The 20,481-nt window shown below is 60.6% G+C and carries 33 protein-coding genes; 29 read left to right on the top strand and 4 right to left on the bottom strand.

Annotated features, from left to right (window positions below; translation table 11 throughout):
* The 5 genes from LQR33_RS03310 to LQR33_RS03290 form a co-directional block, all read left to right on the top strand.
* On the top strand, window positions 1-823 hold an 823-nt coding region (locus LQR33_RS03310; RefSeq protein ID WP_231467605.1), incomplete at its 5' end, for a baseplate J/gp47 family protein.
* Window positions 814-1,413, top strand: a complete 600-nt coding sequence (locus LQR33_RS03305) for a YmfQ family protein (protein ID WP_231467603.1) — start codon at window positions 814-816, stop codon at window positions 1,411-1,413. The genes LQR33_RS03310 and LQR33_RS03305, both read left to right, overlap by 10 nt.
* Window positions 1,410-2,540, top strand: coding sequence for a gp53-like domain-containing protein (locus LQR33_RS03300; protein ID WP_231467601.1), 1,131 nt, complete (start codon window positions 1,410-1,412; stop codon window positions 2,538-2,540). Before LQR33_RS03305 ends, LQR33_RS03300 begins: the two co-directional genes overlap by 4 nt.
* A 1-nt stretch (window position 2,541) precedes the next feature.
* Window positions 2,542-2,970: a tail fiber assembly protein gene (locus LQR33_RS03295; RefSeq protein WP_231467599.1), complete on the top strand. Its 429-nt coding sequence runs from the start codon at window positions 2,542-2,544 to the stop codon at window positions 2,968-2,970.
* A 96-nt stretch (window positions 2,971-3,066) separates the two neighbouring features.
* Window positions 3,067-3,789: a helix-turn-helix domain-containing protein gene (locus tag LQR33_RS03290; protein WP_231467597.1), complete on the top strand. Its 723-nt coding sequence runs from the start codon at window positions 3,067-3,069 to the stop codon at window positions 3,787-3,789.
* A gap of 123 nt (window positions 3,790-3,912) precedes the next feature.
* On the opposite strand, the gene LQR33_RS03285 is transcribed toward LQR33_RS03290, so the two are convergent.
* Window positions 3,913-4,272, bottom strand: coding sequence for a hypothetical protein (locus tag LQR33_RS03285; protein WP_231467595.1), 360 nt, complete (start codon window positions 4,270-4,272; stop codon window positions 3,913-3,915).
* Entirely contained in the window at window positions 4,269-4,667 is a 399-nt protein-coding gene (locus LQR33_RS03280) for a helix-turn-helix domain-containing protein (RefSeq protein ID WP_231467593.1), read from the bottom strand. The genes LQR33_RS03285 and LQR33_RS03280 overlap by 4 nt, the downstream gene beginning before the upstream one ends.
* A 110-nt stretch (window positions 4,668-4,777) precedes the next feature.
* Here LQR33_RS03280 and LQR33_RS03275 point away from each other — a divergent pair, with 110 nt between their 5' ends.
* The 24 genes from LQR33_RS03275 (at window position 4,778) to LQR33_RS03160 (ending at window position 19,044) form a co-directional block, all read left to right on the top strand.
* A complete protein-coding gene (locus LQR33_RS03275) occupies window positions 4,778-4,966 on the top strand; it encodes a helix-turn-helix transcriptional regulator (RefSeq protein WP_269326194.1) in 189 nt (62 codons plus the stop codon).
* Between the two features lie 118 nt (window positions 4,967-5,084).
* Window positions 5,085-5,609, top strand: a complete 525-nt coding sequence (locus LQR33_RS03270) for a phage regulatory CII family protein (protein ID WP_231467591.1) — start codon at window positions 5,085-5,087, stop codon at window positions 5,607-5,609.
* Window positions 5,610-5,739: 130 nt separating this feature from the next.
* Window positions 5,740-6,075 carry a hypothetical protein gene (locus LQR33_RS03265; RefSeq protein WP_231467589.1) on the top strand — a complete coding sequence of 112 codons (336 nt, stop codon included), beginning with the start codon at window positions 5,740-5,742 and terminating at the stop codon, window positions 6,073-6,075.
* Window positions 6,076-6,096: 21 nt separating this feature from the next.
* Window positions 6,097-6,738, top strand: coding sequence for a tyrosine-type recombinase/integrase (locus LQR33_RS03260; RefSeq protein ID WP_231467587.1), 642 nt, complete (start codon window positions 6,097-6,099; stop codon window positions 6,736-6,738).
* Window positions 6,738-7,118 carry a DUF7673 family protein gene (locus tag LQR33_RS03255; RefSeq protein ID WP_231467585.1) on the top strand — a complete coding sequence of 127 codons (381 nt, stop codon included), beginning with the start codon at window positions 6,738-6,740 and terminating at the stop codon, window positions 7,116-7,118. The genes LQR33_RS03260 and LQR33_RS03255 overlap by 1 nt, the downstream gene beginning before the upstream one ends.
* The gene (locus tag LQR33_RS03250; protein ID WP_231467583.1) at window positions 7,118-7,360 is read left to right on the top strand and encodes a hypothetical protein; all 243 of its coding nucleotides are present in this window, start codon (window positions 7,118-7,120) and stop codon (window positions 7,358-7,360) included. The genes LQR33_RS03255 and LQR33_RS03250 overlap by 1 nt, the downstream gene beginning before the upstream one ends.
* A complete protein-coding gene (locus LQR33_RS03245) occupies window positions 7,353-7,535 on the top strand; it encodes a hypothetical protein (protein ID WP_231467581.1) in 183 nt (60 codons plus the stop codon). The genes LQR33_RS03250 and LQR33_RS03245 overlap by 8 nt, the downstream gene beginning before the upstream one ends.
* A 4-nt stretch (window positions 7,536-7,539) precedes the next feature.
* Complete coding sequence (locus LQR33_RS03240) at window positions 7,540-7,896, top strand: hypothetical protein (protein ID WP_231467579.1); 357 nt, start codon at window positions 7,540-7,542, stop codon at window positions 7,894-7,896.
* Window positions 7,893-8,228 carry a hypothetical protein gene (locus LQR33_RS03235; RefSeq protein ID WP_231467578.1) on the top strand — a complete coding sequence of 112 codons (336 nt, stop codon included), beginning with the start codon at window positions 7,893-7,895 and terminating at the stop codon, window positions 8,226-8,228. Before LQR33_RS03240 ends, LQR33_RS03235 begins: the two co-directional genes overlap by 4 nt.
* Before the next feature lie 25 nt (window positions 8,229-8,253).
* Window positions 8,254-8,559 carry a helix-turn-helix domain-containing protein gene (locus tag LQR33_RS03230; protein ID WP_231467575.1) on the top strand — a complete coding sequence of 102 codons (306 nt, stop codon included), beginning with the start codon at window positions 8,254-8,256 and terminating at the stop codon, window positions 8,557-8,559.
* A complete protein-coding gene (locus tag LQR33_RS03225; protein WP_231467573.1) occupies window positions 8,556-8,855 on the top strand; it encodes a hypothetical protein in 300 nt (99 codons plus the stop codon). Before LQR33_RS03230 ends, LQR33_RS03225 begins: the two co-directional genes overlap by 4 nt.
* On the top strand, window positions 8,852-9,097 hold the full coding sequence (locus LQR33_RS03220) for a hypothetical protein (protein ID WP_231467572.1): 246 nt from the start codon (window positions 8,852-8,854) through the stop codon (window positions 9,095-9,097). Before LQR33_RS03225 ends, LQR33_RS03220 begins: the two co-directional genes overlap by 4 nt.
* Before the next feature lie 3 nt (window positions 9,098-9,100).
* A complete protein-coding gene (locus tag LQR33_RS03215) occupies window positions 9,101-9,709 on the top strand; it encodes a hypothetical protein (protein WP_231467571.1) in 609 nt (202 codons plus the stop codon).
* Window positions 9,706-9,849: a hypothetical protein gene (locus LQR33_RS03210; protein WP_231467570.1), complete on the top strand. Its 144-nt coding sequence runs from the start codon at window positions 9,706-9,708 to the stop codon at window positions 9,847-9,849. Before LQR33_RS03215 ends, LQR33_RS03210 begins: the two co-directional genes overlap by 4 nt.
* Before the next feature lie 2 nt (window positions 9,850-9,851).
* Window positions 9,852-10,379, top strand: coding sequence for a hypothetical protein (locus LQR33_RS03205; RefSeq protein ID WP_231467569.1), 528 nt, complete (start codon window positions 9,852-9,854; stop codon window positions 10,377-10,379).
* The gene (locus tag LQR33_RS03200; RefSeq protein ID WP_231467568.1) at window positions 10,379-10,999 is read left to right on the top strand and encodes a hypothetical protein; all 621 of its coding nucleotides are present in this window, start codon (window positions 10,379-10,381) and stop codon (window positions 10,997-10,999) included. The genes LQR33_RS03205 and LQR33_RS03200 overlap by 1 nt, the downstream gene beginning before the upstream one ends.
* Before the next feature lie 13 nt (window positions 11,000-11,012).
* On the top strand, window positions 11,013-11,561 hold the full coding sequence (locus LQR33_RS03195) for an HD domain-containing protein (RefSeq protein WP_231467567.1): 549 nt from the start codon (window positions 11,013-11,015) through the stop codon (window positions 11,559-11,561).
* Between the two features lie 17 nt (window positions 11,562-11,578).
* A complete protein-coding gene (locus LQR33_RS03190; RefSeq protein WP_231467566.1) occupies window positions 11,579-11,965 on the top strand; it encodes a hypothetical protein in 387 nt (128 codons plus the stop codon).
* 11 nt (window positions 11,966-11,976) lie between these two features.
* Complete coding sequence (locus LQR33_RS03185) at window positions 11,977-14,781, top strand: toprim domain-containing protein (RefSeq protein ID WP_231467565.1); 2,805 nt, start codon at window positions 11,977-11,979, stop codon at window positions 14,779-14,781.
* A complete protein-coding gene (locus LQR33_RS03180; RefSeq protein ID WP_231467564.1) occupies window positions 14,778-15,632 on the top strand; it encodes a DNA adenine methylase in 855 nt (284 codons plus the stop codon). Before LQR33_RS03185 ends, LQR33_RS03180 begins: the two co-directional genes overlap by 4 nt.
* 14 nt (window positions 15,633-15,646) lie before the next feature.
* Complete coding sequence (locus LQR33_RS03175; RefSeq protein ID WP_231467563.1) at window positions 15,647-15,862, top strand: DUF4224 domain-containing protein; 216 nt, start codon at window positions 15,647-15,649, stop codon at window positions 15,860-15,862.
* Window positions 15,863-15,869: 7 nt separating this feature from the next.
* Window positions 15,870-16,931 carry a tyrosine-type recombinase/integrase gene (locus LQR33_RS03170; protein WP_231467562.1) on the top strand — a complete coding sequence of 354 codons (1,062 nt, stop codon included), beginning with the start codon at window positions 15,870-15,872 and terminating at the stop codon, window positions 16,929-16,931.
* Window positions 16,932-17,344: 413 nt separating this feature from the next.
* Window positions 17,345-17,773 (top strand): LexA family protein, encoded by a 429-nt coding sequence (locus LQR33_RS03165; protein ID WP_269326191.1) that lies wholly within the window; start codon window positions 17,345-17,347, stop codon window positions 17,771-17,773.
* Window positions 17,770-19,044 (top strand): Y-family DNA polymerase, encoded by a 1,275-nt coding sequence (locus LQR33_RS03160; protein WP_231467560.1) that lies wholly within the window; start codon window positions 17,770-17,772, stop codon window positions 19,042-19,044. Before LQR33_RS03165 ends, LQR33_RS03160 begins: the two co-directional genes overlap by 4 nt.
* On the opposite strand, the gene LQR33_RS03155 is transcribed toward LQR33_RS03160, so the two are convergent.
* Both LQR33_RS03155 and LQR33_RS03150 read right to left on the bottom strand, forming a co-directional pair.
* Window positions 19,045-19,596 (bottom strand): hypothetical protein, encoded by a 552-nt coding sequence (locus LQR33_RS03155; RefSeq protein WP_231467558.1) that lies wholly within the window; start codon window positions 19,594-19,596, stop codon window positions 19,045-19,047.
* Between the two features lie 19 nt (window positions 19,597-19,615).
* Entirely contained in the window at window positions 19,616-20,161 is a 546-nt protein-coding gene (locus tag LQR33_RS03150) for a hypothetical protein (RefSeq protein ID WP_231467556.1), read from the bottom strand.
* Window positions 20,162-20,481: the final 320 nt, after the last annotated feature.

Here is a 20,481-nt window from a genome sequence, read left to right as displayed (position 1 = left end):
CAGCGGCAGCGCGCGCGCCACCGGCGCCAACAAGGCCCCTTTACCCGCCGGCGAGCAGCTGGCGCGAGCCGATGGCGCGCTGTTCGCGGTTGTCGATGGCGTGACATTGCCGGATACCGGCACGGCCGCCGCTACGGTGCGGCTGATTTGCGTCCAGCCCGGCGCGGCCGGCAACACCGAGCCCGGGGCCAAGTTGCGGCTGGTCAACCCGGTGCCGGGCATCAACGGCGAGTTGGAGGTGCTGGCGCCAGGGCTGTCCGGCGGCGCGGATCTGGAGTCCATCGACGAGCTGCGCGCCCGGGTGATGGAGGCGCGTTACAACAGCGGCCAGGTGGGCCGGGCCCAGGACTGGGAGCTATGGGCGCGGGAGGTGCCTGGCGTGACACGCGCCTGGGCAGCGCCCAGGCTGTTGGGCCCGGGCTCGATCGGCGTGTATTTCGTCCGCGATGGCGACACGGACCTAATCCCGGACGCTGCCGAAGTGGCGGCGGTGCAGGCTCACCTGGAGCAGACCGGCACGCCGTTCAGCGAGATCTACGCGCTGGCGCCCATTCGCCGGCCTATTGATTTTCGCATCCGGTTGACGCCAGACACGCCGGCCATCCGCCAGGCGGTGACGGACGCGCTGGCGGCGGTGCTGGCCAGCGAGGGCGCGCCGGTGCGCAGCGGCACCACCACGCCCGTCACCATTCCGCGCAGCCACATCACGGAACAGATCTCCGGCGCGCCGGGCGAGTACGACCACCAGCTGCTGGCGCCGGCGGCGGACATCGTGTGCGGAGTGGGCGAGCTGGCGGTGATGGGGAACATCACATGGCAATGACAGCAGCCCACTACCAGCAGCAGCTGGCGGCGCTGCTGCCGCCTGGCCTGGCTCTGATGGCGGAGGACGGCAGCGAGCTGGCCACGCTGCTGGCCACGCTGGCCGTGAGGCTGGCCGACGCCGACACCCGCGCCCAGCTGCTGCTGCAGGAGTCCGACCCGCGCTGCGCGGTGGCGCTGCTGCCGGAATGGGAGGCCAGCCTGGGCCTGCCTGACGCCTGCACGGTGGGCGAGCAGACGCTGCTGGCTCGCCAGCAAGCGGTGGTGGCCAAACTGACCGACACCGGCGGCGCGCGCGTGCCGCGCTTTTTGCAATTGGCGGCGCGGCTGGGCTACCCAGGCGCCACCATCACCCGATTTCGCTACCACCACTGCGAAATGAGCTGTGAGGAGCCACTACAGGACATCGGCTGGCGGCATACCTGGGCGCTCAATGTGACAGCAGGCACGCGGGTGATGGAGGCGACAACAGAGTCCGGCTCTGATGAGCCGCTGAGAACATGGGGAGACACAATGATGGAGTGCGTGATCCGTCGGGAAACGCCGGCAGTCAGCACGGTTTTGATTGCATATGGAGGGGTAGACCAATGAGGCGAGTAGGCGACAACCGCAACCCGGTACGGGACAAATTCGGCGCTGGGAAACACGGATTCGGCCCCGGAGATCCGCAGACAGGGCAGCCGGCGACCACGCCAGGTTATGAACTGTTCGATAGCTGGCAGGAGGAGCTGGCAAATGTAGTTGAGTCAGCAGGCATGCAGCTGGATGCGTCTAATAATAGACAGCTAGCGAAAGCGATTGAAACTCAGTCTGCAAAACTGTTTGGACCGCTGAATGCTAGCCTTGCCGGTAGTAATGGCTCCGTAGCAGATGCAAATTCAGCATCCGCAGGGCTTTCATATTTTGACTCTAATGCCTCAAATTTTCCGGCTCCAGGTCCAGGTGTGTTATTTGCCACTGCGCCGCAAAATGGTATCGCACTGCAATACTGCAATACCACGTCAGGAATATTTGCATTCCGGTTTTATACCGTTAAAACCATGACGTGGAGTGCGTGGACGAAATTGCCAAACGTATCGCAAGTCGAAAGCGCCTTTACGCCAATCAATAGCTCAACTGCTGGCAGTAATGGCTCTGTAGGTGATGCAAATTCAGCATCCACGGGGCTTTCATATTTTGACTCTAATGCCTCAAATGTTCCGGCTGCCGGTCCTGGTGTGTTATTTACCACGGCTCCGCAAAATGGCATCGCACTGCAATACTGCAATACCACGTCAGGAGCATTTGCATTCCGGTTTTATACCGCAAAAACCATGGTGTGGAGTGCATGGGCGACATTGCCAGGCCTGGATGCGTCAAATGTATTTTCTAAACCACAATCAGTTGGTTTGGCAACAGCTCCTGCGCATGCAGTTAGGCTAGACCAGTTTTCTGGACTGTTCAGTAACGGTACTTTTGCACTTCCGGGTGGGAATATAATTAAAATTGGAACGGCAGTTGGTTCTTCAGTCGAGTCGGCAAATGTAACGTTCATGCCGGCTTTTCCAAATTATTGCCAAGCAGTTATTGCAATGCCACTAATGGGGCAAGCATATTTTCCAAGCGCGACAAACAAAACTCGCACGGGGTTTATGCTTGATGTCTGGGGTGCGTATTCTACAGCTGCGCTTGGTGTTCGCGGTGCTGCAACTGTAATGTATATTGCATTTGGAGGATAGCATGTTTGCACTATGGATTGAGGCAGATCTACGCTTCGAATTTTCAGAATCTGATAATGGTGGGCTGAAAATTTCTGATTCAGCTTACGCTGCGTTGATTGCGGGTCATAATGCGGGGAAGGAAATTAGACGGGATGGTAACGGGGCACCTTTGTTGTTTGATCCGCCCGCTCCATCGTATGAAACTCTTGCTGCCGCTGTTCGTGCTGATCGTGATGTGCGGCTATTCGCTACCCAGTGGTTTGTTGAACGCCACACAGACCAGATATCTGTTGGTGATAAAACATCACTGACTGTTGAGCAATACACAACACTGTTGAAATACAGGCAATCTCTACGCGATGTACCAGCACAGAGCGGATTTCCATTATCGGTTTTGTGGCCGCCTGTTCCAGACTACATATCCAAAAGCAATGTATTGTCGCAGTAATTTATGCAGAAGTTATTTTTTTCAAACCCACGACACAGTGGGTTTTTTTCTACGTAGTTTTAACTAGAACTGAATTGGACACCACGATGAAACACTATGCAGATCTCCCAGATTGGACGCCTAACCGAACACCTGCTCGCACTGCTGGAAACCCTGGTGCGGGTGGATGACATTGCCGGGCTGCGGCAGTTTGTCGCCATATGGCATCGGCTCATGCCTGATGGCACCCGCACTATCCTGGTTGTTGACCGAGGGGACGGCATACGGGTGATGGCGAATGAGGGGTGGGACAACGCGTGGCTGACGGGATATTTTCGCAGCGACGGCCAGACGCGTGATCCCGTTTGGAATGGGCCGCAGGGAGAACTATTGCTGTGGTCCCGTCTGCTCTCTGTGACCAGCGACCCACTGCGGCGCAAATTCATCCAGGCGGCCGCCAACAACAACATGCTGAACGGCGTCAGCTGGGTGGAGCAGCGCGGAGACGTGAGGCTGGTCATATCGTTTGCCGGCGTTGACGTGGAGCGTGATCCGTTGTCTCTGCGACTGGTTGAGGCGCTGGCTCCGGCGGTGATGGATGTCGCATTCCGGCTGGTCTATCAGCAGCCGGACCTGACAGGATTAGATAAACGTGATTGTCATATCCTGCAACACATGCTGAATGGTCTAACTGACGACGAAATCGCCGACGAAGTGGGGGTTTCGGTGCGGACGGTGCGCGACAGAATCAACAAAATCAGGGGATTGCATGCGGCGCGGAATCGGATTGACCTGGTCCGGCGGCTGTTCAATATCAGCCCAATATCGGTACAGATTTAATATCTGTATTGATGCTCTGTATTGGTTTTGATGTCAGTTGTGCGATTGAGGAAAATGTAAACGAGGAGAAAAATTAGCTGGCATAACAAGAGGGCAATGTGATGAGCCAGCTAACCAGCACCTTTACCATTTGCCTGCCACTGCTCGCTCGCAGTCGGCCAGGTCCTGCCGGAAGTGTTTTCCCTGCCGGTCTCTCCAGGCGTAGTCCTTGCGCAGATACGCGTCCAGGAACTCTGTCATGTCAACCAGCGCGGTGCGGCAGCCCATGTAATCCGCGTGGGCCGCATTGTCCGGCCACGCGTTCAATTTCTGCTGCGCCTCCCGGCGCCATCGCTGCAGCGCCACCCGGTCTTTTGCCTGCCCGTCCCGGTTGATGTCGTGGCGGGCAGCATGCAGCCAGGCCAGCAGCGCGCGGGCATCGTCCCGCGGCGCGGCGGCGGCCGGCAGGGCGAGGAAGAGGGCGAGGATGGCCAGTCGGATCATTTCTTTCCACTCCAGTCTCGGATGAATTGAAGCATCGCGCGCCGTCGGGCTTTCGTCAGCGAGCGGTAGATCTGCAACAGTTCCTGTTCGTCGGCTTCGATCGGGTTTGAGTATCGCAGCGGCTCCGGCTCCGCCAGCTGGAAACCAGGTGGCGGGGCATGATTGGGCCCTTCCATCGGGCCGCGTCCGGTTGCGATGTACTCGAAATTCACATCGAACAGGCGGCAGTACGTCGAGATATTGGCTACGGTGGGCGAGGTTTTGCCACGCTCCCAGTCCGACACGCTGGCCTGCGCGATCTTCATTCGTTCGGCAACCCATGGCTGGGTCTGGCCCCTGTATTTGCGCACCTCTCGGATGCGGCGGCCTATCGCCAACTTCGCATTTTCTTCCATAAGCGAAGTGTAAAGGCGATCCCTATTTTTAAAAAACAGGAATCACCTATTGACAATGAATATAGGTGATACCTATATTGCAGGCATCGATATCTGATGAGCATGGCGACATGGACCTGGCAGCAAGACGAAAGGAGCTGAAGTTGACACAGAAGGGCGTGGCGGAGGCCATCGGCTGCAGCCAGGCGCATATCAGCAACCTGGAACGAGGCATAGACAACGCCTCTCCGGCGCTGGCCAAGAAACTGGCAGTCCTGCTGCGCGTGAAAGTGGAGCAAGTGCTGTTCCACAAAAAGTGAACGCACCTCACGGGCTAGGTGAGGTGCGATCGGGTGGTGCTGTTACTACGGTGTGGCAACTGCAGTATCGGCACCTGTTTGACCCACGACAAGTGGGAACCAACAGGAGTTAATACAAATGAACACTTCTATGGCGGCAACCCTGCCGTCAGCCCCGGCTGACGTGTTTGGCGCGCTGCATCTATCGGCCAAGTCATTTGGCATCACCAAGCTGGCGAACCTGATGCGTGTCTCCGCCGGCGTGCTGACCAACAAGCTGGCGCCTGGCGCCCACCACCACAAAACCACGCTGGACGATTTCATCCAGGTGTTGCACCTCACCCGCGACCTGTCGCCGCTGGATGCGCTGTGCCGGCAGTTCGACAGCGCCCGCTATCAGCTGCCCAGGCTGGACAACGTGTCCGACTCCGCGCTGCTGGACCTGGTCAACAAGGTCCACGCCGAGGGCGGCGACGTGCACAGCTGCATGAACGAGGCCCTGGCCGACGGCATCGTCACCCAGGACGAGTTCAACGAGTTCAACCGGGAAACGATGGAGTGGATTGCCGCCATCGTGGAGCTGCGCAACCGGTTCGGCAGCCTAGTGGTGGTGCCATGCGACGGCAACTCGCTCTCCCACTCGACCCCAGCTCTGGCGAGCTGACCGAGCAGGCGCTGCGCGTGGCGCATCAGCGCGCCAGGCTGCGGCAATCGTTCGAATCCGCAATGGACAACCCGGCGTTGGCGATCTGCATTAGACGCATCGCGCTGGCCATGTTGAGGAGCAAGCGGTCATGAACAACCTGATTCAACTGTTTACCCCCGGCTACCAGAACCGCAGCGGCCGGTTTCGCATCGCCCTGGGCGAGGACGCGGTGATCTACGGCCCCGCCGATATCGCATCCATCAGTTTTCACCGCGCCGGGCAGGGCCTGGAAGTGGAAAGCATGGCGGTAGGGCAACCCCGCCGGCGGCTGCCGGTGATGCCCGGGGAGGAAATCCAGCTGACGGTGGGCGGCAAACGCCTCCTGCTGTGGATTCAGGCGGTAACCGCCACCCACGTGGTGGTGGATGCCGCGGAAGAAGTGGGCGCCGACCTGGCCCTGATCGTCATGCCCGCCACAGCCTGACGACGATTCAAGGAGAACACGATGAAACGCTATCTCACGCCAGCGGAACGGCATCAGCTGTTCAGCGCCGCGTACAAAACCAACGACGACCTGGCCCAACGGGACTACCACCTGATGAGCGCGCTGTACTACAGCGGCTGCCGCATCAGCGAGTTCCTGGCCGTATCCCTGGCCGATGCCTGGGACGCGCTGAAATCCAATTACCTCTACATCCCGGCGGCGCACCGCAAGGGCGGCAAGCAAGACCACGACGTGCTGCTGACAAAGCCCCTGCGCATGCACCTGGTGGCGCTGCTGAATATGAACCCGTCGCAGAACGGCGCGGACCCGCTGATCGCCGGCCGGTTTGGCGAGGCGCTGACGGCGCGGGCGGTGCAGCTGCGGTTTCGCCACTGGGCAGAGGAGGCGGGCATCACGCTGCCGGTCTCGCCGCACTGGATGCGGCACACCAGGGCCATGGACATCATGCGCAACAGCGAGGCCAAGGAGCCGCTGCTGATCGTGAAAAGCACCCTGGGCCACGCCTCCCTCAACAGCACCGCCATCTATTCGGCGCCCAGCCGCGAGGAGATCGAGCAGGAGCTGGAGGCGCTGGACGGCAACGGGGGCAAACGCACCTCGCGGGCCCAGCTGCGCAACCGCTACCAGAGGAGGGCGGGGTGATGCAAAAGCCGATCGAGAAACCCATGTCCCAATACCTGGAACAGTTGTACCAGCAAGGGCGCCAACTTCAGGCTGACCGCGCCGCTGGCGTTCCGGCGCTGCGCCGGCTTCTGAGCTTGGCGCAGGGCCACACCGGGCAATGCCACGTAATCGCCCACTTCCTGCTCAGCCTCTACAACGGCAACCGTTTCAAATTCGACTTGACCGACTTCCGCTTGCTGGACCAGGAGCTGTTCGACGACTGCCTGGCCGTGTTGCGGATGGACTCCAGACCGGAGCGAGAGGTGCACAACTACTTCGAGAACGGCAGCCAGATTTGGGAGCAACTGGCCAAGGACTGGAATGTGACGGACTACATCAAGCGCGGAAGGGGCGAGTGATGAAGGTCCTGATCACCGACCGAGGCCACGGCACCAGCTACACATTCGACATCGTAGAGGTCGAGATTGCCGATACCTGCCAGAAATGCGGGGGTCCCCGTGGCACTCCGACCCGAAACCGGTACTGCGAAGACGGCGAGTTTTACTACGTCGACAACTGGACCAATCCGTGCGGCCACGTTGACCGCTATCTCGATGTGTTGAGGGAGGCGAAGGCGCTGAAAGGAGAAATCCATGCGTGACGCCAACGTCCGCTGCTGGACGCCCGACAACACCGACCGCCGACCTATGGCGCTGCTGGCTGGCCCCATCGATCCCAACGGCCGCATGAAGCTGCAGGCGCTGAACCGCCACCGCGTGGCCAGCCGCCGCGCAGCAGAAGAGCGCATGGCCAACCGTTTGCAAAGCAAGGACTGACCTTATGGAAAACCAATTGCAAAACCTGCCGGCCGGCACGGCTCTGTGGCTGGTGACGGGCCCCAGAAGCTGCGGCAAGACCCGAGTAGGTGGACAGCTGCGATTGCTGGGCCAGTTCTATGGCGAGCGCATCGTGATAGCTGATGAGCTGGGCAATAACGCTCTTCACTCGCTCAATGCTTTGCTGAGAAGCGGGGCCGCCCCGTCCATCCTGGTTCTGATCGCGGAGGAGGCCCCGAGCTGGCTCACCCAGTCGCCGGATCGACATCTTGTGATGAAGTCCGGAGACGCCCGCCGGGTTGAGTCGCTGGCCGCCGCGCTCTGGTCCGCGCCCGGTGAGTACCGGGAGGATGTGCAATGAGCAGCCTCTACACCCAAGCCCTGCAGCACCACACTAACTCGTTCCGCGCCGTGCTGTCCGCGCTTGACCGTCAACACCATTGGTTTGACCGCGTGGACGAGGTGGCGGCGGACATCAACAGCGAAACCCCGCTGCAGGCGATGGCCAGCTATCACCCCACGTGCGGCTTGTTCATCCGCCTGGGCCGACCGATTCAGGACGCCGCCCAACTGAGCAGCATCTGCACGCGCCACCGGCTGGAATTGGTGCCGCAATCAGCCGGCCGCTGGCTGCTGACGCCCACCGCCGGCACGGACGACAACCTGCCCGCCATCCAACTGATTCTGGACTGATTCAAACCCATTCGAGGACCGCAACATGAGCAAGAACCAACTGACCCAATCCGCCCGCGAAATCCGCCGCCAGGCCGGCCTGAACCAACAGCAGTTCTGGAGCCGCATTGGCGTGACCCAGTCCGGCGGCAGCCGCTACGAGTCCGGCCGCAACATCCCGCGCCCGGTGCAAACCCTGGTCAACGTGGTGCACGTCCACGGCATCCCGCTGGAAATGGTCAACCGCCGCAACGCCCCCGTGCTGCGCGCGCTGCTGGCCGGCGAGATCGACATCCAGCCGCTGCTGGCGCAGGTGAAGTCGTCCCAGGCTGCAGGGGAGAGCGCGGAATGATCGAGACCAACTACCGATGCGACGGCTGCGGCAAGTTCCGCCAGCCGGACGTGAGCAAGATCGGCGTGGGTGATTTCGTCAACTTCTCCGTCACCACCCCAACCAGCCACAAGAGCTTCCGCAGTACTGCGAAAGAGGGCGAGGTGGTGAGTACCAAGGGCGATACCCTACGAGTGAAGGGCATTCGCGGCGGCTTTTACTGGGTGGCACGCAACGACGTGACGCCGAAGGGCGCGCCCAATGCGCTGACCTATTCGGTGTGTGGAGTCTGCAAATGCGGGGAGGGCGCGCGATGAGCTGCAACTGCACCAAAGAGTTCACCGACAAGATGATCGAGCACGTAACGCAGCAACTTGGCGTGCCGGCGAAGGCGGAATACCAGAACGAAACGCTGGTGGTTACCAAGGAATTGGGGCTTGTCCACCGCCATTTCGTCAGTTTCAAGATCACGGCCGACAAGCCCGGCTACCGCAAGGGCAAGGACATGCCGTTCGTCATCAAATTCTGCCCGTTTTGCGGTGAAAAGTTCGAGGACTGAACCATGAACAACCTGTATTTCCTGATCGAAGGCGGCAAGGCTCTGGAACTGGTGAAGGGCCACATCGAGGAACGCATCCGGGTGAAGAAGGGTGTGTCTGCCCTGGCCAAGGAACTCGGGGTGGACTTCATCTGGACCGATAAATACACAGGGAATCTGCTGTGCGTCAGATTCACGGGCGAGCGTCACCCTGATTTCACCGTGCCTCAACGCGATGGCTCCAGCAGGCCGAAGAAGGGCACGGAGTGGGCTAGGAAATTCGCTGAGTGCCCGAAATACATTTCAGCTTCAGATCTGATTGAGGAAGAAATGGGCATACCGACAAGCCTTCATTACTCGTCCAAATCCGGAGAGTGGAACGGTAGTCGCCATATTGGGCACCCATTCAGCCCGTGCAAGTTCCTATTTCCCCATCAGGACGGCCCATACGTGATGGTGATTCCCGACGTAGCCGCAGCAGTGGCCGAGGTCCGGGCTGATGGACGAATCGTTGACGAGCCCGCGGCCTCCTTCGTGGCCGAGTTCGACGGCTGCCGTCGGATCGAAGAAGAGGAATGGGACGTGATCCTGGCCCAGCACAAGCTGGCCGAGAAGAAAAAGGCCACGGCGTGAGCTACCTGGATTACGCCGACTTCCACCTGGTGCCGCGCCCCGCGGCGCCGGTGGACGAGTGCGAAGCGATGCGGCTGCCGCGCGAGAGCTGCGGCTGCCCGGATTGCTGCGCGTTTCGTGAGACCGATTCGGAGAAATGACCATGCAACCCAACACCAAACCCATCACGCCGCCGGAGTTCGTGGCCACAGCCTACGCTAGCGCAATCAGCGCATGCCGCAACATGGTATCGGCCCAACACGCTGGGCCCATCACCCCCGAGATGTATACGGCCTGGACAAACGCCCAGCGCATCGTGGATGAAGCGGCAAATCACGCCATACCAGTGGTTGAGACCATCACGATGCTGAAGGAAGCGCTACACGAGGCTGAGGACGAGCTGTGCCGCCTCGGAGCCGAGATCATGAATGATGGATGGGACACCTGGACCATCAAGCTAGCGCTGGACGTGATCCGCATCGCCCTCTATGGCGGCGATGGAGATGGCCAAGGTCCGGAGCATTTCGAAAATGCCCGCGCGGCGCTCAAGGCTCAACGGGATAAGGAACAGGACGATTCCAAACCGCAATGCCTGGCGTGCGAAGACACTGGCTATACCGGCGACCCTCTGACGCTGGAGCACTTTTGCACGGACTGCGACGCGCATAGCAAGAAGGTCGGGAGCCCGTGATGCAGACTCAACACTTCTACCTTCAGGACTCTCGCAGCCTCACCGGTGACAACCTGCAGTTCTGGGGTACTGGCGGAAACGGCTACTACACCGATCTGGCCAAGCTGCAGATCTACACCCGCGACGAGGCGATGGCCCAGCACCGCATGCGAGAAACCGATATTCCGTGGCCAATGGCCTACATCAATGCGAAAGCGCATATCGGTGTTGATCATCAACATGTCGATCTGGCTGAAGCTGCTATCTGCGCGGCGAGCGAGGCGCTGTATTACGCGGCATTTCCCGGCGAGTTCAACGGCAATGACCTGATTTTCAAGAGCGAGGATGGGAAAACGGCCGATCTGCGCAGGGCTACCGTGTTTGATGAGTTCTATATACGCGGACTAGTAGCGCATGGTCTTCGGCCGCTTCCCATGGGCTACATCAAGTCCAAGTCGCGCGTGTTGGTCAGCCAGAAGAACGTCTCCATCAGGATCGCGCTGCGCGGCACCGGCATCAAACTGATCAAACCGAAGCGGCCGGCCCCCGATCGCTACAACTGCGTGACTTGCGGGCGTTTCGTCAATGCTGACGGCTGGTATGGCGGTTGCCCGAACTGCGGCAACGTCAGCGCCTACTAAGAAAGGACTTTCCGTGACCCAATCCATCATCCAAACCGTTTCCGGCCGCTACGTGGATCTGCTGCACCCGTCACCGGCCGACATCGAGATCCACGACATCGCCCACCACCTGGCGCACCTGTGCCGCTTTGGCGGCGCGTGCCGGCTGTTCTACAGCGTGGCCGAGCATTCGGTGCGTGTGGCGGCCATCCTGCCGCCGCGGCTCAAGCTGGCGGGCTTGCTGCATGACGCGACCGAGGCCTACGTGGGCGACGTGGTGACGCCGCTCAAGAAGATCTTGCCGAGCTACCAGTACACCGAGGGCCTGGTGGCCGCGGCGATCGAGGCGCGGTTCCGGCTGCAACTGAGCCCGGCCGACCGGACGGAGATCCGCCGCGCGGATCTGGTGCTGCTGGCCACCGAGCGGCGCGACCTGATGCCGCATGACGGCAGCGAGTGGCCGGTGCTGGCTGGGGTGGCTCCCCTGCCGGAGCGCATCAAACCGATGCCGATTGACCAGGCGGTTGCGCATTTCTGCTGGATGTTCGAGGAAACCGCGCAGCTGGATCTGATCGGCGCATGAAACAAACAGGTGTGGCAATGGCAAATATCAAAACTCTTCTCCCGTTTTCCTCCGACCGGCGCGCGTTCCGCAGCTTTGGCCACGCGATCGCCGCGGAGCCTGGGCTGGTGGCGGTGGCTCCGCTGCATGCCATGGAGGGCTCGCTGCTGGGTCTGGTGGACGGGTGCCCGGTGCCGTGGGACGAGGCGTGCGCGGTGATTGATGCGGACGCGGCCGGCGCGGAAGTGGATCTGGACAACCCGGATTTCACCGACGTGGTGGCCAGGCTGGCGAACGTGGCCGTGACCGGTTGGCGCATGGCCGCGCTGCCGGCGCTGCGCGCGGTGCTGTTCGCCCACGATTGTGGGGTGCGGGTGGCGATATCCGCCGATCTGGCGCTGACCGGCGCCACACCGTCCTACTAAGCGAGAACACCATGGCAACACAGAATCCGCGCATGGCGGAGTGGTTCGCTCGCCTGAAAGAGCTGGATTTGCGCGATGTGGCGGACCGATTAAACATGACGAAGCAGGGCAGCAAGGGCAACTACTTCAGCCCGGCGCGCAAGGAGACCCAGCCGAGCCTGTCGATTTACCCAGCAATAGACGGCCGCGCGGCCGGCTGGAAGGACCACACCACGGGGCAGGGCAGCACAACCATCGACCTGGTGATCTACGCCGGCCGCGCCGGCGACCCCATGGAGGCAGCCAAGATGCTGGGCGACTGGTTCGGCATTCCGATGCCGAAACCGGACGCGCCGGCAGCGCCGGTGCGCAAGAGCACAGAGGAATGGCTGGCTGACCGCTGCCTGAAGGAACCGGATCCGGTTCTGGATTACCTGCGCGGCCGCGGAATCACCGAGGAAGCGCTGGCGCGCGCGTTGAAGAACAAGACCATCGGCTGGAACAACTGGGAATCCAACAAAGTGCCGGCCGGCGAGCCTGGACACGGCGGCGCGGCCGCGGCCTTCATCGTGCGCACGCTGAACCCGGGGAGAGTGGTAGCCGTGGACATGCGCTACCAGGACCCGGACCTGAACGGCGGCGTGAAAACCCAATGCCAGGGCGAGAAATCAGGCTACGGCTGGTACAGCGACCTGAACCGCCTGAAACGCGCCCACACGGTGTACATCGTGGAGTCTCCCATCAACGCGCTGTCGGTGGAGAGCTGCTACTGGCCGGAGGGTGTCGCCGCCTATGCCGTCCGCGGCGTGGCAAACGTGGACACCATCGATTTCTCGTTCCTGCGCGGCAAGAAGGTGCTGATTGCGCTGGATCACACCGACAAGGTCAACGAGAAGACCGGCCAGCGCCCAGGCCTGGCCGCTGCCTGGCGGCTGAATGAGCGGCTGACCGCGCTGGATATCGCCAACCGCTTCGTCAACATGCTGGACTGGGAAGAAGGCCAGGACATCAACGATGTGCTGCAGGATGGCGGCCCCGGAGAATTGGGCGCGCGGCTGAAGCAGATTGAGCCCTGGTTGATCCCCGGCAACCCGGCCTGCAGCGCGGACGAGGCCCACGGCCGGCGCCGCGTGTGGTTGCCAACGCTGGACTGGAACGTGTACTGGCGGTTCAAGCAAACCGACGATTTCACCCAGTACGTCCAGGAATACAAGGACAACGAGGACGACGACGGCAAGAAGCATCGCCGCGAGGAGATGGGCGACTTGTGCGCCTTTCGCATCGCCGGCATTTCCCGGCTGCGCATCCAGAGCCACCTGGCCACCATCAACGGCACGCCGGACAACCAGCCGGAAACGGTGTTTGGCGTGAGCGCCCAGGTGGCGCGCCACGGCAACACGCTGCAGCGCGCGGTGATCACCGACGACAAGATTTTCAGCCTGGATTGGTGGGGAAACCGATTCGGCTACATCTGGAAACCCAAGGAGTTTGCGCGAATGATCAGCATCTTGGAACGCACCGCCGACATCGGCGCCCGCGACGTGGTCAACTTCGTAGGCCTGGCGTGGCGCGGCGGCGAGCTGGCGGCGCTGGAGGGCAATGACTGCTATTTCACCGAGCCGGCCCGGCAATGCCTGTATCACAACCTGTCATTCCCCCGCGGCGGCAAGCAGGCGGCGCGGCAGGTGATAGCCGCCTATCAGGAGACGTTCAAGCACAACGCCGCGGCCATCCCCATGGTGTGGGCGCTGGGCGCGCATTTGAAGATGCTGCTGGGTTTCTACCCGCACTTCGAGATGCAGGCGGACAAAGGCTCCGGCAAGTCCAAGCTGATGGAAGGCATGCAGCGCAGCTTCAGCTTTCAGGTGCTGTCCGGCCAGATGCTGAAGACCGACCACCGCCGGCGCGCCAGCGTGTCCTACACCACCAACCCGGTGGGATGGGACGAGTTTTCCAAGCTGCCGAAGAGCATCTTGACCGACATCGACGGGCTGCTGCAGAGCACGTACCGATTCGAGTTCACCCGGATCGGCGCGGCGCTGACGCCCTATCTGATGTGCGCGCCGGTGCTGCTGGCCGGCGAAGAGGTGGATATCCAGAGCCTGCAGTCCAAAGTCTGCCGTTCCAAGCTGACTGTAGAGCGGCAAGGGCCGATGCTGCCGCATGAGCTGCCGCAGTTCCCTGTCTGGCCGTGGCTGCAGTTCCTGGCCAGCACCGAGCCGGCGCGCATCCGCGACTTGCACAAGTCCATGCTGCGGTTCTGCCAGGCCAAGAGCCGCGCCGGCGACGGCGACGCCACCAGCAACCGGATGATGGAGAACTACGCCGCCATCCTGGCCGCCTGGCATTTGCTCTGCGAGTTCGCCGAGATCGACGCCGCCCAGGGGCATTTTGTGGAGGACCTGCTGGCGGAGATGAACAGCCACCTGTCCGAGACCGACGGCACGCGGCTGCCCTGGGTGCGGATCATGGAGATCGCGCTGTCCGAGCTGGATGCGCGCCGTTTTGAGCATCCGTTTTGCTGGGAGGACGCGCAGGACGACGAGGGCAACCCGGACGTGCTGCTGTACATCCGCCCGAACCACATCATGGACCATCTCTCCACCGCCAATCACCTGCGCGCCAAGTTTGACGGGCTGCCGGTGAAGACCGGCCGCATCTTCAAGAGCCAGCTGCTGGCCAGTGGCGTGGTGGCGGTGAGGAAGGGCGAGATGCTGGACGATGTGGAGAAGACCATAGACCGGCGGCGGATCGGCCATATGACGGCCATCAGCCTGAACAAACTGGAGGCGCTGGGCCTGTCGGCCGCGCCGGAGATTAAGCGAGACATCCCATGACAACGCAAATAACAAGGCCGGCGCTTCGCTACCATGGGGGCAAGTTTCGCCTCGCATCTTGGATCAAGCAGTTTATGCCTGCGCATCAGGTCTACGTTGAAGCATTTGGAGGCGGTGCCAGCGTGATGCTGCGCAAGGATCCAGCACATGCTGAGGTTTACAACGACCTCGACGGTGAGGTAGTCAATCTGTTCCGTGTAGTGCGATCCGCTGGCGACGAACTTGTTCGCCAAATAGAGCTGACGCCATTTGCCCGCGATGAATTCACCTCCGCCTACGTCCCAAGCACCGACCCTATAGAACAGGCCCGGAGAACGTTGATTAGATCTTTCATGGGGTTCGGAAGCGCCGGTGCCAGCGGCCAGTCCACCGGATTCAGGGCCAACAGCAATCGCTCGCATAAAACACCGGCACACGATTGGGCGGGATTCCCTAGTGCGCTGGCCAGCATCGTCGAAAGACTAAGAGGCGTTGTAATTGAAAACCGGGATGCCATGGACTGCATGCGGCATCACGATGCAGCCACAACGCTGTTCTATGTAGACCCACCCTACGTCCACAGCACCCGGAATCTACGCACACGCTCGCCGGCGTACCGACATGAGATGACGGACGGTGATCACAGGTTATTGGCCGCAGGCCTGCGCACGCTGAAAGGAATGGTGATCCTTTCGGGCTACCCCTGCAGTCTGTACGACGATGAGCTATTTGCCGATTGGGAGCGCCACGAAAGGACAGCATTGGCCGATGGTGCGCGCGCGCGGACTGAAGTCGTATGGCTCAATCCTGCCTGCAGTGCCGCTCTGAATCAGCAGGGCCTACCGCGGAATCTTGAACTGTTTTCGGCCTAGGAAAGGAGCCGCAAATGTCAGAAGTGTTTCTCAGCAAGGAAGACGTCGCGGTCCTGACCGGCTGCAAGATCCGCAAGGCTCAGGTGGCCGAGCTGCGACGCATGGGGCTGCATTTCTACGTCAACGCCCGGGGCGAGGCGGTGGTGCCGCGCTCTGCGGTGGAAGGCAAGGCGAGGGCGGACAAGTCCAAGCCGGCCGCCGGCGGTTGGGCGCCGGCCGTGTTGAGTTGAGGTGGCCATGGGACGGAAACCGACAGTCAATCTCAACCTGCCCAAGGGCATGCGCCGCCGGCGACGTGGCGATCGCGTCTATTACTACCTGGACATCGGCGAACGGCCCCGGCGTGAGCTGGCGCTGGGCAGCGACTACCCGCTGGCGGTAAAGAAGTGGGCGGAGCTGCAGCTGGAAAAAGTGCCGCGCAACGCCCGGCCAACGTTCTGTGACGCCGCCACCCGCTACCTGGCCGAGGTGGTGCCGACCAAGGCGCCAAAGACCCAGGACGAGAACATCCGGCAGATGGAAACGCTGCAGGAGTTCTTTGGAAACCCGCCGGCGCCACTGGACGATATCTGGCCAGTCCATATCCAGCAGTTCCTGGAGTGGCGCAAGGACGTGCCGGTGGCCGCCAATCGAGAAAAGTCGCTGTTCAGCCACGTGTGGAACATGGCGCGGGTGTGGGGCTACACCAACCAGCCCAACCCCTGCACCGGTGTAAAGGGCGCCAGCGAAACGGGCCGTGACATTTACGTGGAGCGGGAGGTGTTCCAGGCCGTATATGACGAAGCATGCCAGCCGCTGAGGTTCCTGATGCAGCTGCTGTATCTGACTGGCCAGCGGCCAACGGATGTGGTGACGCGGGAGCTGAAGCGCCATCTGGCGACAAGGACGGACGGCAAGCAGGAGCTGATATTCAAGCAGGGCAAGACGAGCAAGAAGCTGCGCGTGTTGGTGATCGGCGAGCTGCTGGTTGTGGTCGAGATGGTGCTGATCTGGAAAGAGGGGCGGCCCAACTCATCGCCGTATCTGTTGGTCAACGAGCAGGGCCGCCGTTTGTCCCGGTCCTCCCTGGTTCGCTGGTTTCGTGACGCCCGCCTGGCAGCTCGCGAGAAGCACCCGGAGCTGGACGAGGAGATTGCCCAGTTCCAACTGCGAGACCTGCGGGCCAAGGCGGGGACGGACAAGGCGGATCTGGCCGGCGATGTGCGCCAGGCGCAGCGGCAGCTTGGCCATAGCTCAGTGACCATGACCGAAACTTACATCCGAAACCGGAAAGGGGATACCATCACGCCGACGAGGTGAGAACCGTTCCGCAAAAGCGAGACGACACAAGCAAAATCAAGGAGTTTCAAGTGGTTTTCTATCAGGATTGCGGAACGGGAATATGCTTGAAACCCTTATTGGGCTTGGTTTGGCGCACTAACTTGTAATCAGGGGGTCGCGAGTTCGATTCCTGCCGCCGGCACCAATAAAATCAAGGGCTTACGAATTAATTTTCGTAAGCCCTTGGTGCATTTTAGACAGAATATTAGACAGCACTGTCTAATATTCCCTCGTTTCTCCTTCCTAATATGTGTGTCCTGCACTGCAATATTCCTCCGCTTATTCCATTCTTTTAATCAAAAACGCATATTCACTCCGTTCGTCAGATGCTTGTTGCCCTTGGCGGTCCTATCGCGTAATTTGAAAATGTACAAATTCAAATTGCTACCATTATGACATCTCTTCCTTGCCTGATCCCTCGAGAGGGGGGCGGATTTTCAACGCTCGTGCTGGCACCGGTTCGCGCAGGCTTCCCATCGCCGGCGGATGATTATTTGGACGACAACATCAATCTGCACGAGTACCTGGTAGCCGATCCGCCAGCGACGTTTATCGTTCGCGTGCGCGGTGACTCCATGATCGGCGCCGGCATCGACAACGGCGACCTACTGGTCGTTGACAAGGGCCTGGCACCGGCGCATGGCGACATCGTGGTTGCCGTGATCGATGGTGAGTTCACCGTGAAGCGACTGCACAGCCGCGGCGGCTCCTGTGCGCTGATGCCGGAGAACCCCGCCTACGCGCCGATCACCCTTCATTCTGGCCAAGAGCTGCTGGTATGGGGCGTCGTAACCGGCGCAGTGAAGAAGTTCCGGCGATGAGCTCCAAGACCTTGTTCGCCCTGGTGGACGGCAACAGCATGTACGCCAGCTGCGAGCGCGTGTTCCGCCCGGACCTGATCGGCAAGCCCATCGTCGTTCTCAGCAACAACGACGGCTGCGTAGTGGCGGCTAGCGCCGAGGCAAAGGCGCTGCCAGGCTTGCGTATGTTCGGCCCCTTCTTCGAGATCGCCGACGTGTGCCGCCAGCATGACGTGGCCGTGTTCTCCAGCAACTACGCGCTGTACGGCGACATGAGCCGACGCATGATGCGGGTGCTGTCGGAGTTCGCCGCCGTGCAGGAGGTCTACTCAATTGACGAGTGTTTCCTCGACATGACCGGCATGCCGGATCTGGACAGCCATGGCCATCGGATGCGCCAGGCTGTGCTGCAGCGGGTCGGCATCCCGACATGCGTCGGCATGGGGCCGTCGAAGACACTCGCCAAGCTGGCCAACCGAATCGCGAAGAAGCAGACGCAGTGGAATGGCGTGTTCGAGTGGGATTTTGTGACGCCGGCCCAGGCCGACGAGTTGATGGCGCAGATCGAGGTGGGCGATGTGTGGGGTATCGGGCGCCGGCTTTCCGAGCAACTGCAGGCGATGAACATCAACAGTGCGCTGGACCTGAAACGCGCGGACTCTCGGCAGATCAAGCGGCGCTTCAGCGTCGTTGTCGAGCGAACGGTACAGGAGCTGAATGGAATCAGCTGCCTGGCGCTGGAAGACGTGGCGCCCAGCAAGCAGCAGATCATTGCATCGAGGTCGTTTTCGAAGAAGGTGCGCGACCTGGACACCTTGATCGCGTCCATTTCTCACCACGCGGCGCGAGCGGCCGAGAAGCTGCGCGCCCAGGGCAGCACGGCGCGCATGGTCGGCGTCGGCATTCGCACCAGCCCGTTTTCAGACGTGGCGCAGTACCGGCCATATATCGTGGTGCCGCTGGTCCAGGCCACGGACGACACGCTGGAGATCACGCGCGCGGCGCTGGCCGGGCTACGGGACATTTACAAGAAGGGCTATCTCTACCACAAGGCGGGGATCGTGCTTATGGAGATCGGGCCGCGCGGCATAGTGCAGTCCGACCTGTTCGCCGCGCCGCCGGACCCGCGCCGCGCGAGACTGATGCGCACCATGGATGCAATCAGCCGGCAATTCGGGCGCGGGGCGGTGCGGCTGGCGTCCGAGGACATGACCCGGCGGTGGCAGATGCGCCAGGACGTGCGGTCACCTCGCTACACGACGCGGCTAGATGAGTTGCTTTCAGTTACCTGACTAAGCTCTGTCCAGCACCTCCAAATTGACGCGAAGAGGGCTAGGAAAGATGTAGTATTCCCCCAAAGCATGCGCTTCCAACGTATTATGCCAATGGAGAAATCTATCCGCCGATTCTTCATCTGGCACTATTAAAGAAACGCATTCTTCTTCTAGAGACAAGATATCGCCATGATATCTCCATTCCCGCTCCCAGGTAAAATCAACCCTGAAATCACTACATGGCTCATAGCGAACATGCCTCCATTTCTGGTCTTCGTGAAGCAAATCATACTCATCGTCAGACTGATAAATTACCGGCCTACCACCTTTCGCAAATAGCCAGTCCTTCCTGACCTTAACTCCGAAGCCTGAGTAGCGACTCCATACGTCATGAAATGTTCCCTCAGGTGCCTCCGTAAAGCAAACGCAACGGTAGTCTCCCTTGATAAATCCGCTCCCCCCAAGAAGCTCCATATTTTCGTAGATATTAAATAAGTTATCAAATGCGTTTGACCCATCTACCTCCTTTGTCCAATGAACAAGGAAGTCAGACATATCCTTTCTGCTCATGCCAGCCATTCCAATAAAATCAAAAAAAGTTAAATCTTAGAATAATGATTCTGCTAAGCTGGCGGCTTCGTCGGCATTGATGTTGCCACCATTTTTTCAGCCGGGAAAAGCGACAAAAACGCTCTTGCCTCCTCCGGCTTTCGACACGCCAGCCAATCCCCGTCCCAGGGCCAATGGGGACCAACCACATCCCCGGCACTTGGGGGTCACGCACCGCCTGCTGAAGTGCAGGTACGCGCAGAGTGGTGATGGTTCCGAGTCGGGCACCCGTGAAGAAACCGATCAGCAGCATCAGGTACAGTTCTTCGGAAGCATTCTCCTTCGCAAAGCGCAACAAGTCAGTCATGTGCTGCTCGGTGATTGGCAGCAGTCCATCCTCAAGCCGCAGGCCGGGGCGAACACGATTGGGGATGGAAACGTCCGTAGTGATCCTCAGTATGGTTCGCTCGAAGCCAACAGCGTCAAAATAGTGAACCACCACCGGATTGTCCTGCCATTTGGGCGCATCGCGGCTGATGAAGTTGCGGCTGGCGCAGTAGCGATAGAACCGGATAACGGCTCGCATGCGGGCGGTAGTGGTCGATGGGCTCAGCTTACCCCGGTCGCGGGCATCACGAGTGCTCCGCGGTACCGCACCAAGACACGTTCCGCCTTGGTTTGGGGAAAGTGTCGCCAGTCGATTTGCTCCTGCTCCAGCCAATTTGCATATTTGTGAAGGTGCTCCACTAGCGATTGGACCGTTCGGATCTTTACGCCCAAGCCGCGCCCCAACTCTACTGACCACAGATTGACTTCCCTCCACGGCTTTCCATCCTTCCAGAAAATCTGAGGGATCCGATCCAGCGGGCGGGCCGATGCTTGAGGTAGCCAGCGCACAGTTCCAGA

Origin of the sequence: Chromobacterium piscinae, assembly GCF_021129175.1 — a bacterium.
Lineage (GTDB): Bacteria > Pseudomonadota > Gammaproteobacteria > Burkholderiales > Chromobacteriaceae > Chromobacterium > Chromobacterium piscinae.
Note: the sequence above shows the minus strand (reverse complement) of the source record. Positions and strands in the feature narration are given on the sequence as shown.

What these genes read in the sequence shown, in the direction of transcription:
- LQR33_RS03300 (WP_231467601.1), top strand. Translation starts at nt 1,410, where the DNA reads ATGAGGCGAGTAGGCGACAACCGCAACCCGGTACGGGACAAATTCGGC.
- LQR33_RS03200 (WP_231467568.1), top strand. Translation starts at nt 10,379, where the DNA reads ATGCAGACTCAACACTTCTACCTTCAGGACTCTCGCAGCCTCACCGGT.
- LQR33_RS03190 (WP_231467566.1), top strand. Translation starts at nt 11,579, where the DNA reads ATGGCAAATATCAAAACTCTTCTCCCGTTTTCCTCCGACCGGCGCGCG.
- LQR33_RS03245 (WP_231467581.1), top strand. Translation starts at nt 7,353, where the DNA reads ATGCGTGACGCCAACGTCCGCTGCTGGACGCCCGACAACACCGACCGC.
- LQR33_RS03155 (WP_231467558.1), bottom strand. Translation starts at nt 19,596, where the DNA reads ATGAGCAGAAAGGATATGTCTGACTTCCTTGTTCATTGGACAAAGGAG.
- LQR33_RS03230 (WP_231467575.1), top strand. Translation starts at nt 8,254, where the DNA reads ATGAGCAAGAACCAACTGACCCAATCCGCCCGCGAAATCCGCCGCCAG.
- LQR33_RS03250 (WP_231467583.1), top strand. Translation starts at nt 7,118, where the DNA reads ATGAAGGTCCTGATCACCGACCGAGGCCACGGCACCAGCTACACATTC.
- LQR33_RS03285 (WP_231467595.1), bottom strand. Translation starts at nt 4,272, where the DNA reads ATGATCCGACTGGCCATCCTCGCCCTCTTCCTCGCCCTGCCGGCCGCC.
- LQR33_RS03150 (WP_231467556.1), bottom strand. Translation starts at nt 20,161, where the DNA reads ATGCGAGCCGTTATCCGGTTCTATCGCTACTGCGCCAGCCGCAACTTC.
- LQR33_RS03280 (WP_231467593.1), bottom strand. Translation starts at nt 4,667, where the DNA reads ATGGAAGAAAATGCGAAGTTGGCGATAGGCCGCCGCATCCGAGAGGTG.
- LQR33_RS03160 (WP_231467560.1), top strand. Translation starts at nt 17,770, where the DNA reads ATGAGCTCCAAGACCTTGTTCGCCCTGGTGGACGGCAACAGCATGTAC.
- LQR33_RS03165 (WP_269326191.1), top strand. Translation starts at nt 17,345, where the DNA reads ATGACATCTCTTCCTTGCCTGATCCCTCGAGAGGGGGGCGGATTTTCA.
- LQR33_RS03170 (WP_231467562.1), top strand. Translation starts at nt 15,870, where the DNA reads ATGGGACGGAAACCGACAGTCAATCTCAACCTGCCCAAGGGCATGCGC.
- LQR33_RS03255 (WP_231467585.1), top strand. Translation starts at nt 6,738, where the DNA reads ATGCAAAAGCCGATCGAGAAACCCATGTCCCAATACCTGGAACAGTTG.
- LQR33_RS03215 (WP_231467571.1), top strand. Translation starts at nt 9,101, where the DNA reads ATGAACAACCTGTATTTCCTGATCGAAGGCGGCAAGGCTCTGGAACTG.
- LQR33_RS03235 (WP_231467578.1), top strand. Translation starts at nt 7,893, where the DNA reads ATGAGCAGCCTCTACACCCAAGCCCTGCAGCACCACACTAACTCGTTC.
- LQR33_RS03305 (WP_231467603.1), top strand. Translation starts at nt 814, where the DNA reads ATGGCAATGACAGCAGCCCACTACCAGCAGCAGCTGGCGGCGCTGCTG.
- LQR33_RS03180 (WP_231467564.1), top strand. Translation starts at nt 14,778, where the DNA reads ATGACAACGCAAATAACAAGGCCGGCGCTTCGCTACCATGGGGGCAAG.
- LQR33_RS03240 (WP_231467579.1), top strand. Translation starts at nt 7,540, where the DNA reads ATGGAAAACCAATTGCAAAACCTGCCGGCCGGCACGGCTCTGTGGCTG.
- LQR33_RS03225 (WP_231467573.1), top strand. Translation starts at nt 8,556, where the DNA reads ATGATCGAGACCAACTACCGATGCGACGGCTGCGGCAAGTTCCGCCAG.
- LQR33_RS03275 (WP_269326194.1), top strand. Translation starts at nt 4,778, where the DNA reads ATGGACCTGGCAGCAAGACGAAAGGAGCTGAAGTTGACACAGAAGGGC.
- LQR33_RS03185 (WP_231467565.1), top strand. Translation starts at nt 11,977, where the DNA reads ATGGCAACACAGAATCCGCGCATGGCGGAGTGGTTCGCTCGCCTGAAA.
- LQR33_RS03205 (WP_231467569.1), top strand. Translation starts at nt 9,852, where the DNA reads ATGCAACCCAACACCAAACCCATCACGCCGCCGGAGTTCGTGGCCACA.
- LQR33_RS03295 (WP_231467599.1), top strand. Translation starts at nt 2,542, where the DNA reads ATGTTTGCACTATGGATTGAGGCAGATCTACGCTTCGAATTTTCAGAA.
- LQR33_RS03220 (WP_231467572.1), top strand. Translation starts at nt 8,852, where the DNA reads ATGAGCTGCAACTGCACCAAAGAGTTCACCGACAAGATGATCGAGCAC.
- LQR33_RS03270 (WP_231467591.1), top strand. Translation starts at nt 5,085, where the DNA reads ATGAACACTTCTATGGCGGCAACCCTGCCGTCAGCCCCGGCTGACGTG.
- LQR33_RS03290 (WP_231467597.1), top strand. Translation starts at nt 3,067, where the DNA reads ATGCAGATCTCCCAGATTGGACGCCTAACCGAACACCTGCTCGCACTG.
- LQR33_RS03260 (WP_231467587.1), top strand. Translation starts at nt 6,097, where the DNA reads ATGAAACGCTATCTCACGCCAGCGGAACGGCATCAGCTGTTCAGCGCC.
- LQR33_RS03175 (WP_231467563.1), top strand. Translation starts at nt 15,647, where the DNA reads ATGTCAGAAGTGTTTCTCAGCAAGGAAGACGTCGCGGTCCTGACCGGC.
- LQR33_RS03265 (WP_231467589.1), top strand. Translation starts at nt 5,740, where the DNA reads ATGAACAACCTGATTCAACTGTTTACCCCCGGCTACCAGAACCGCAGC.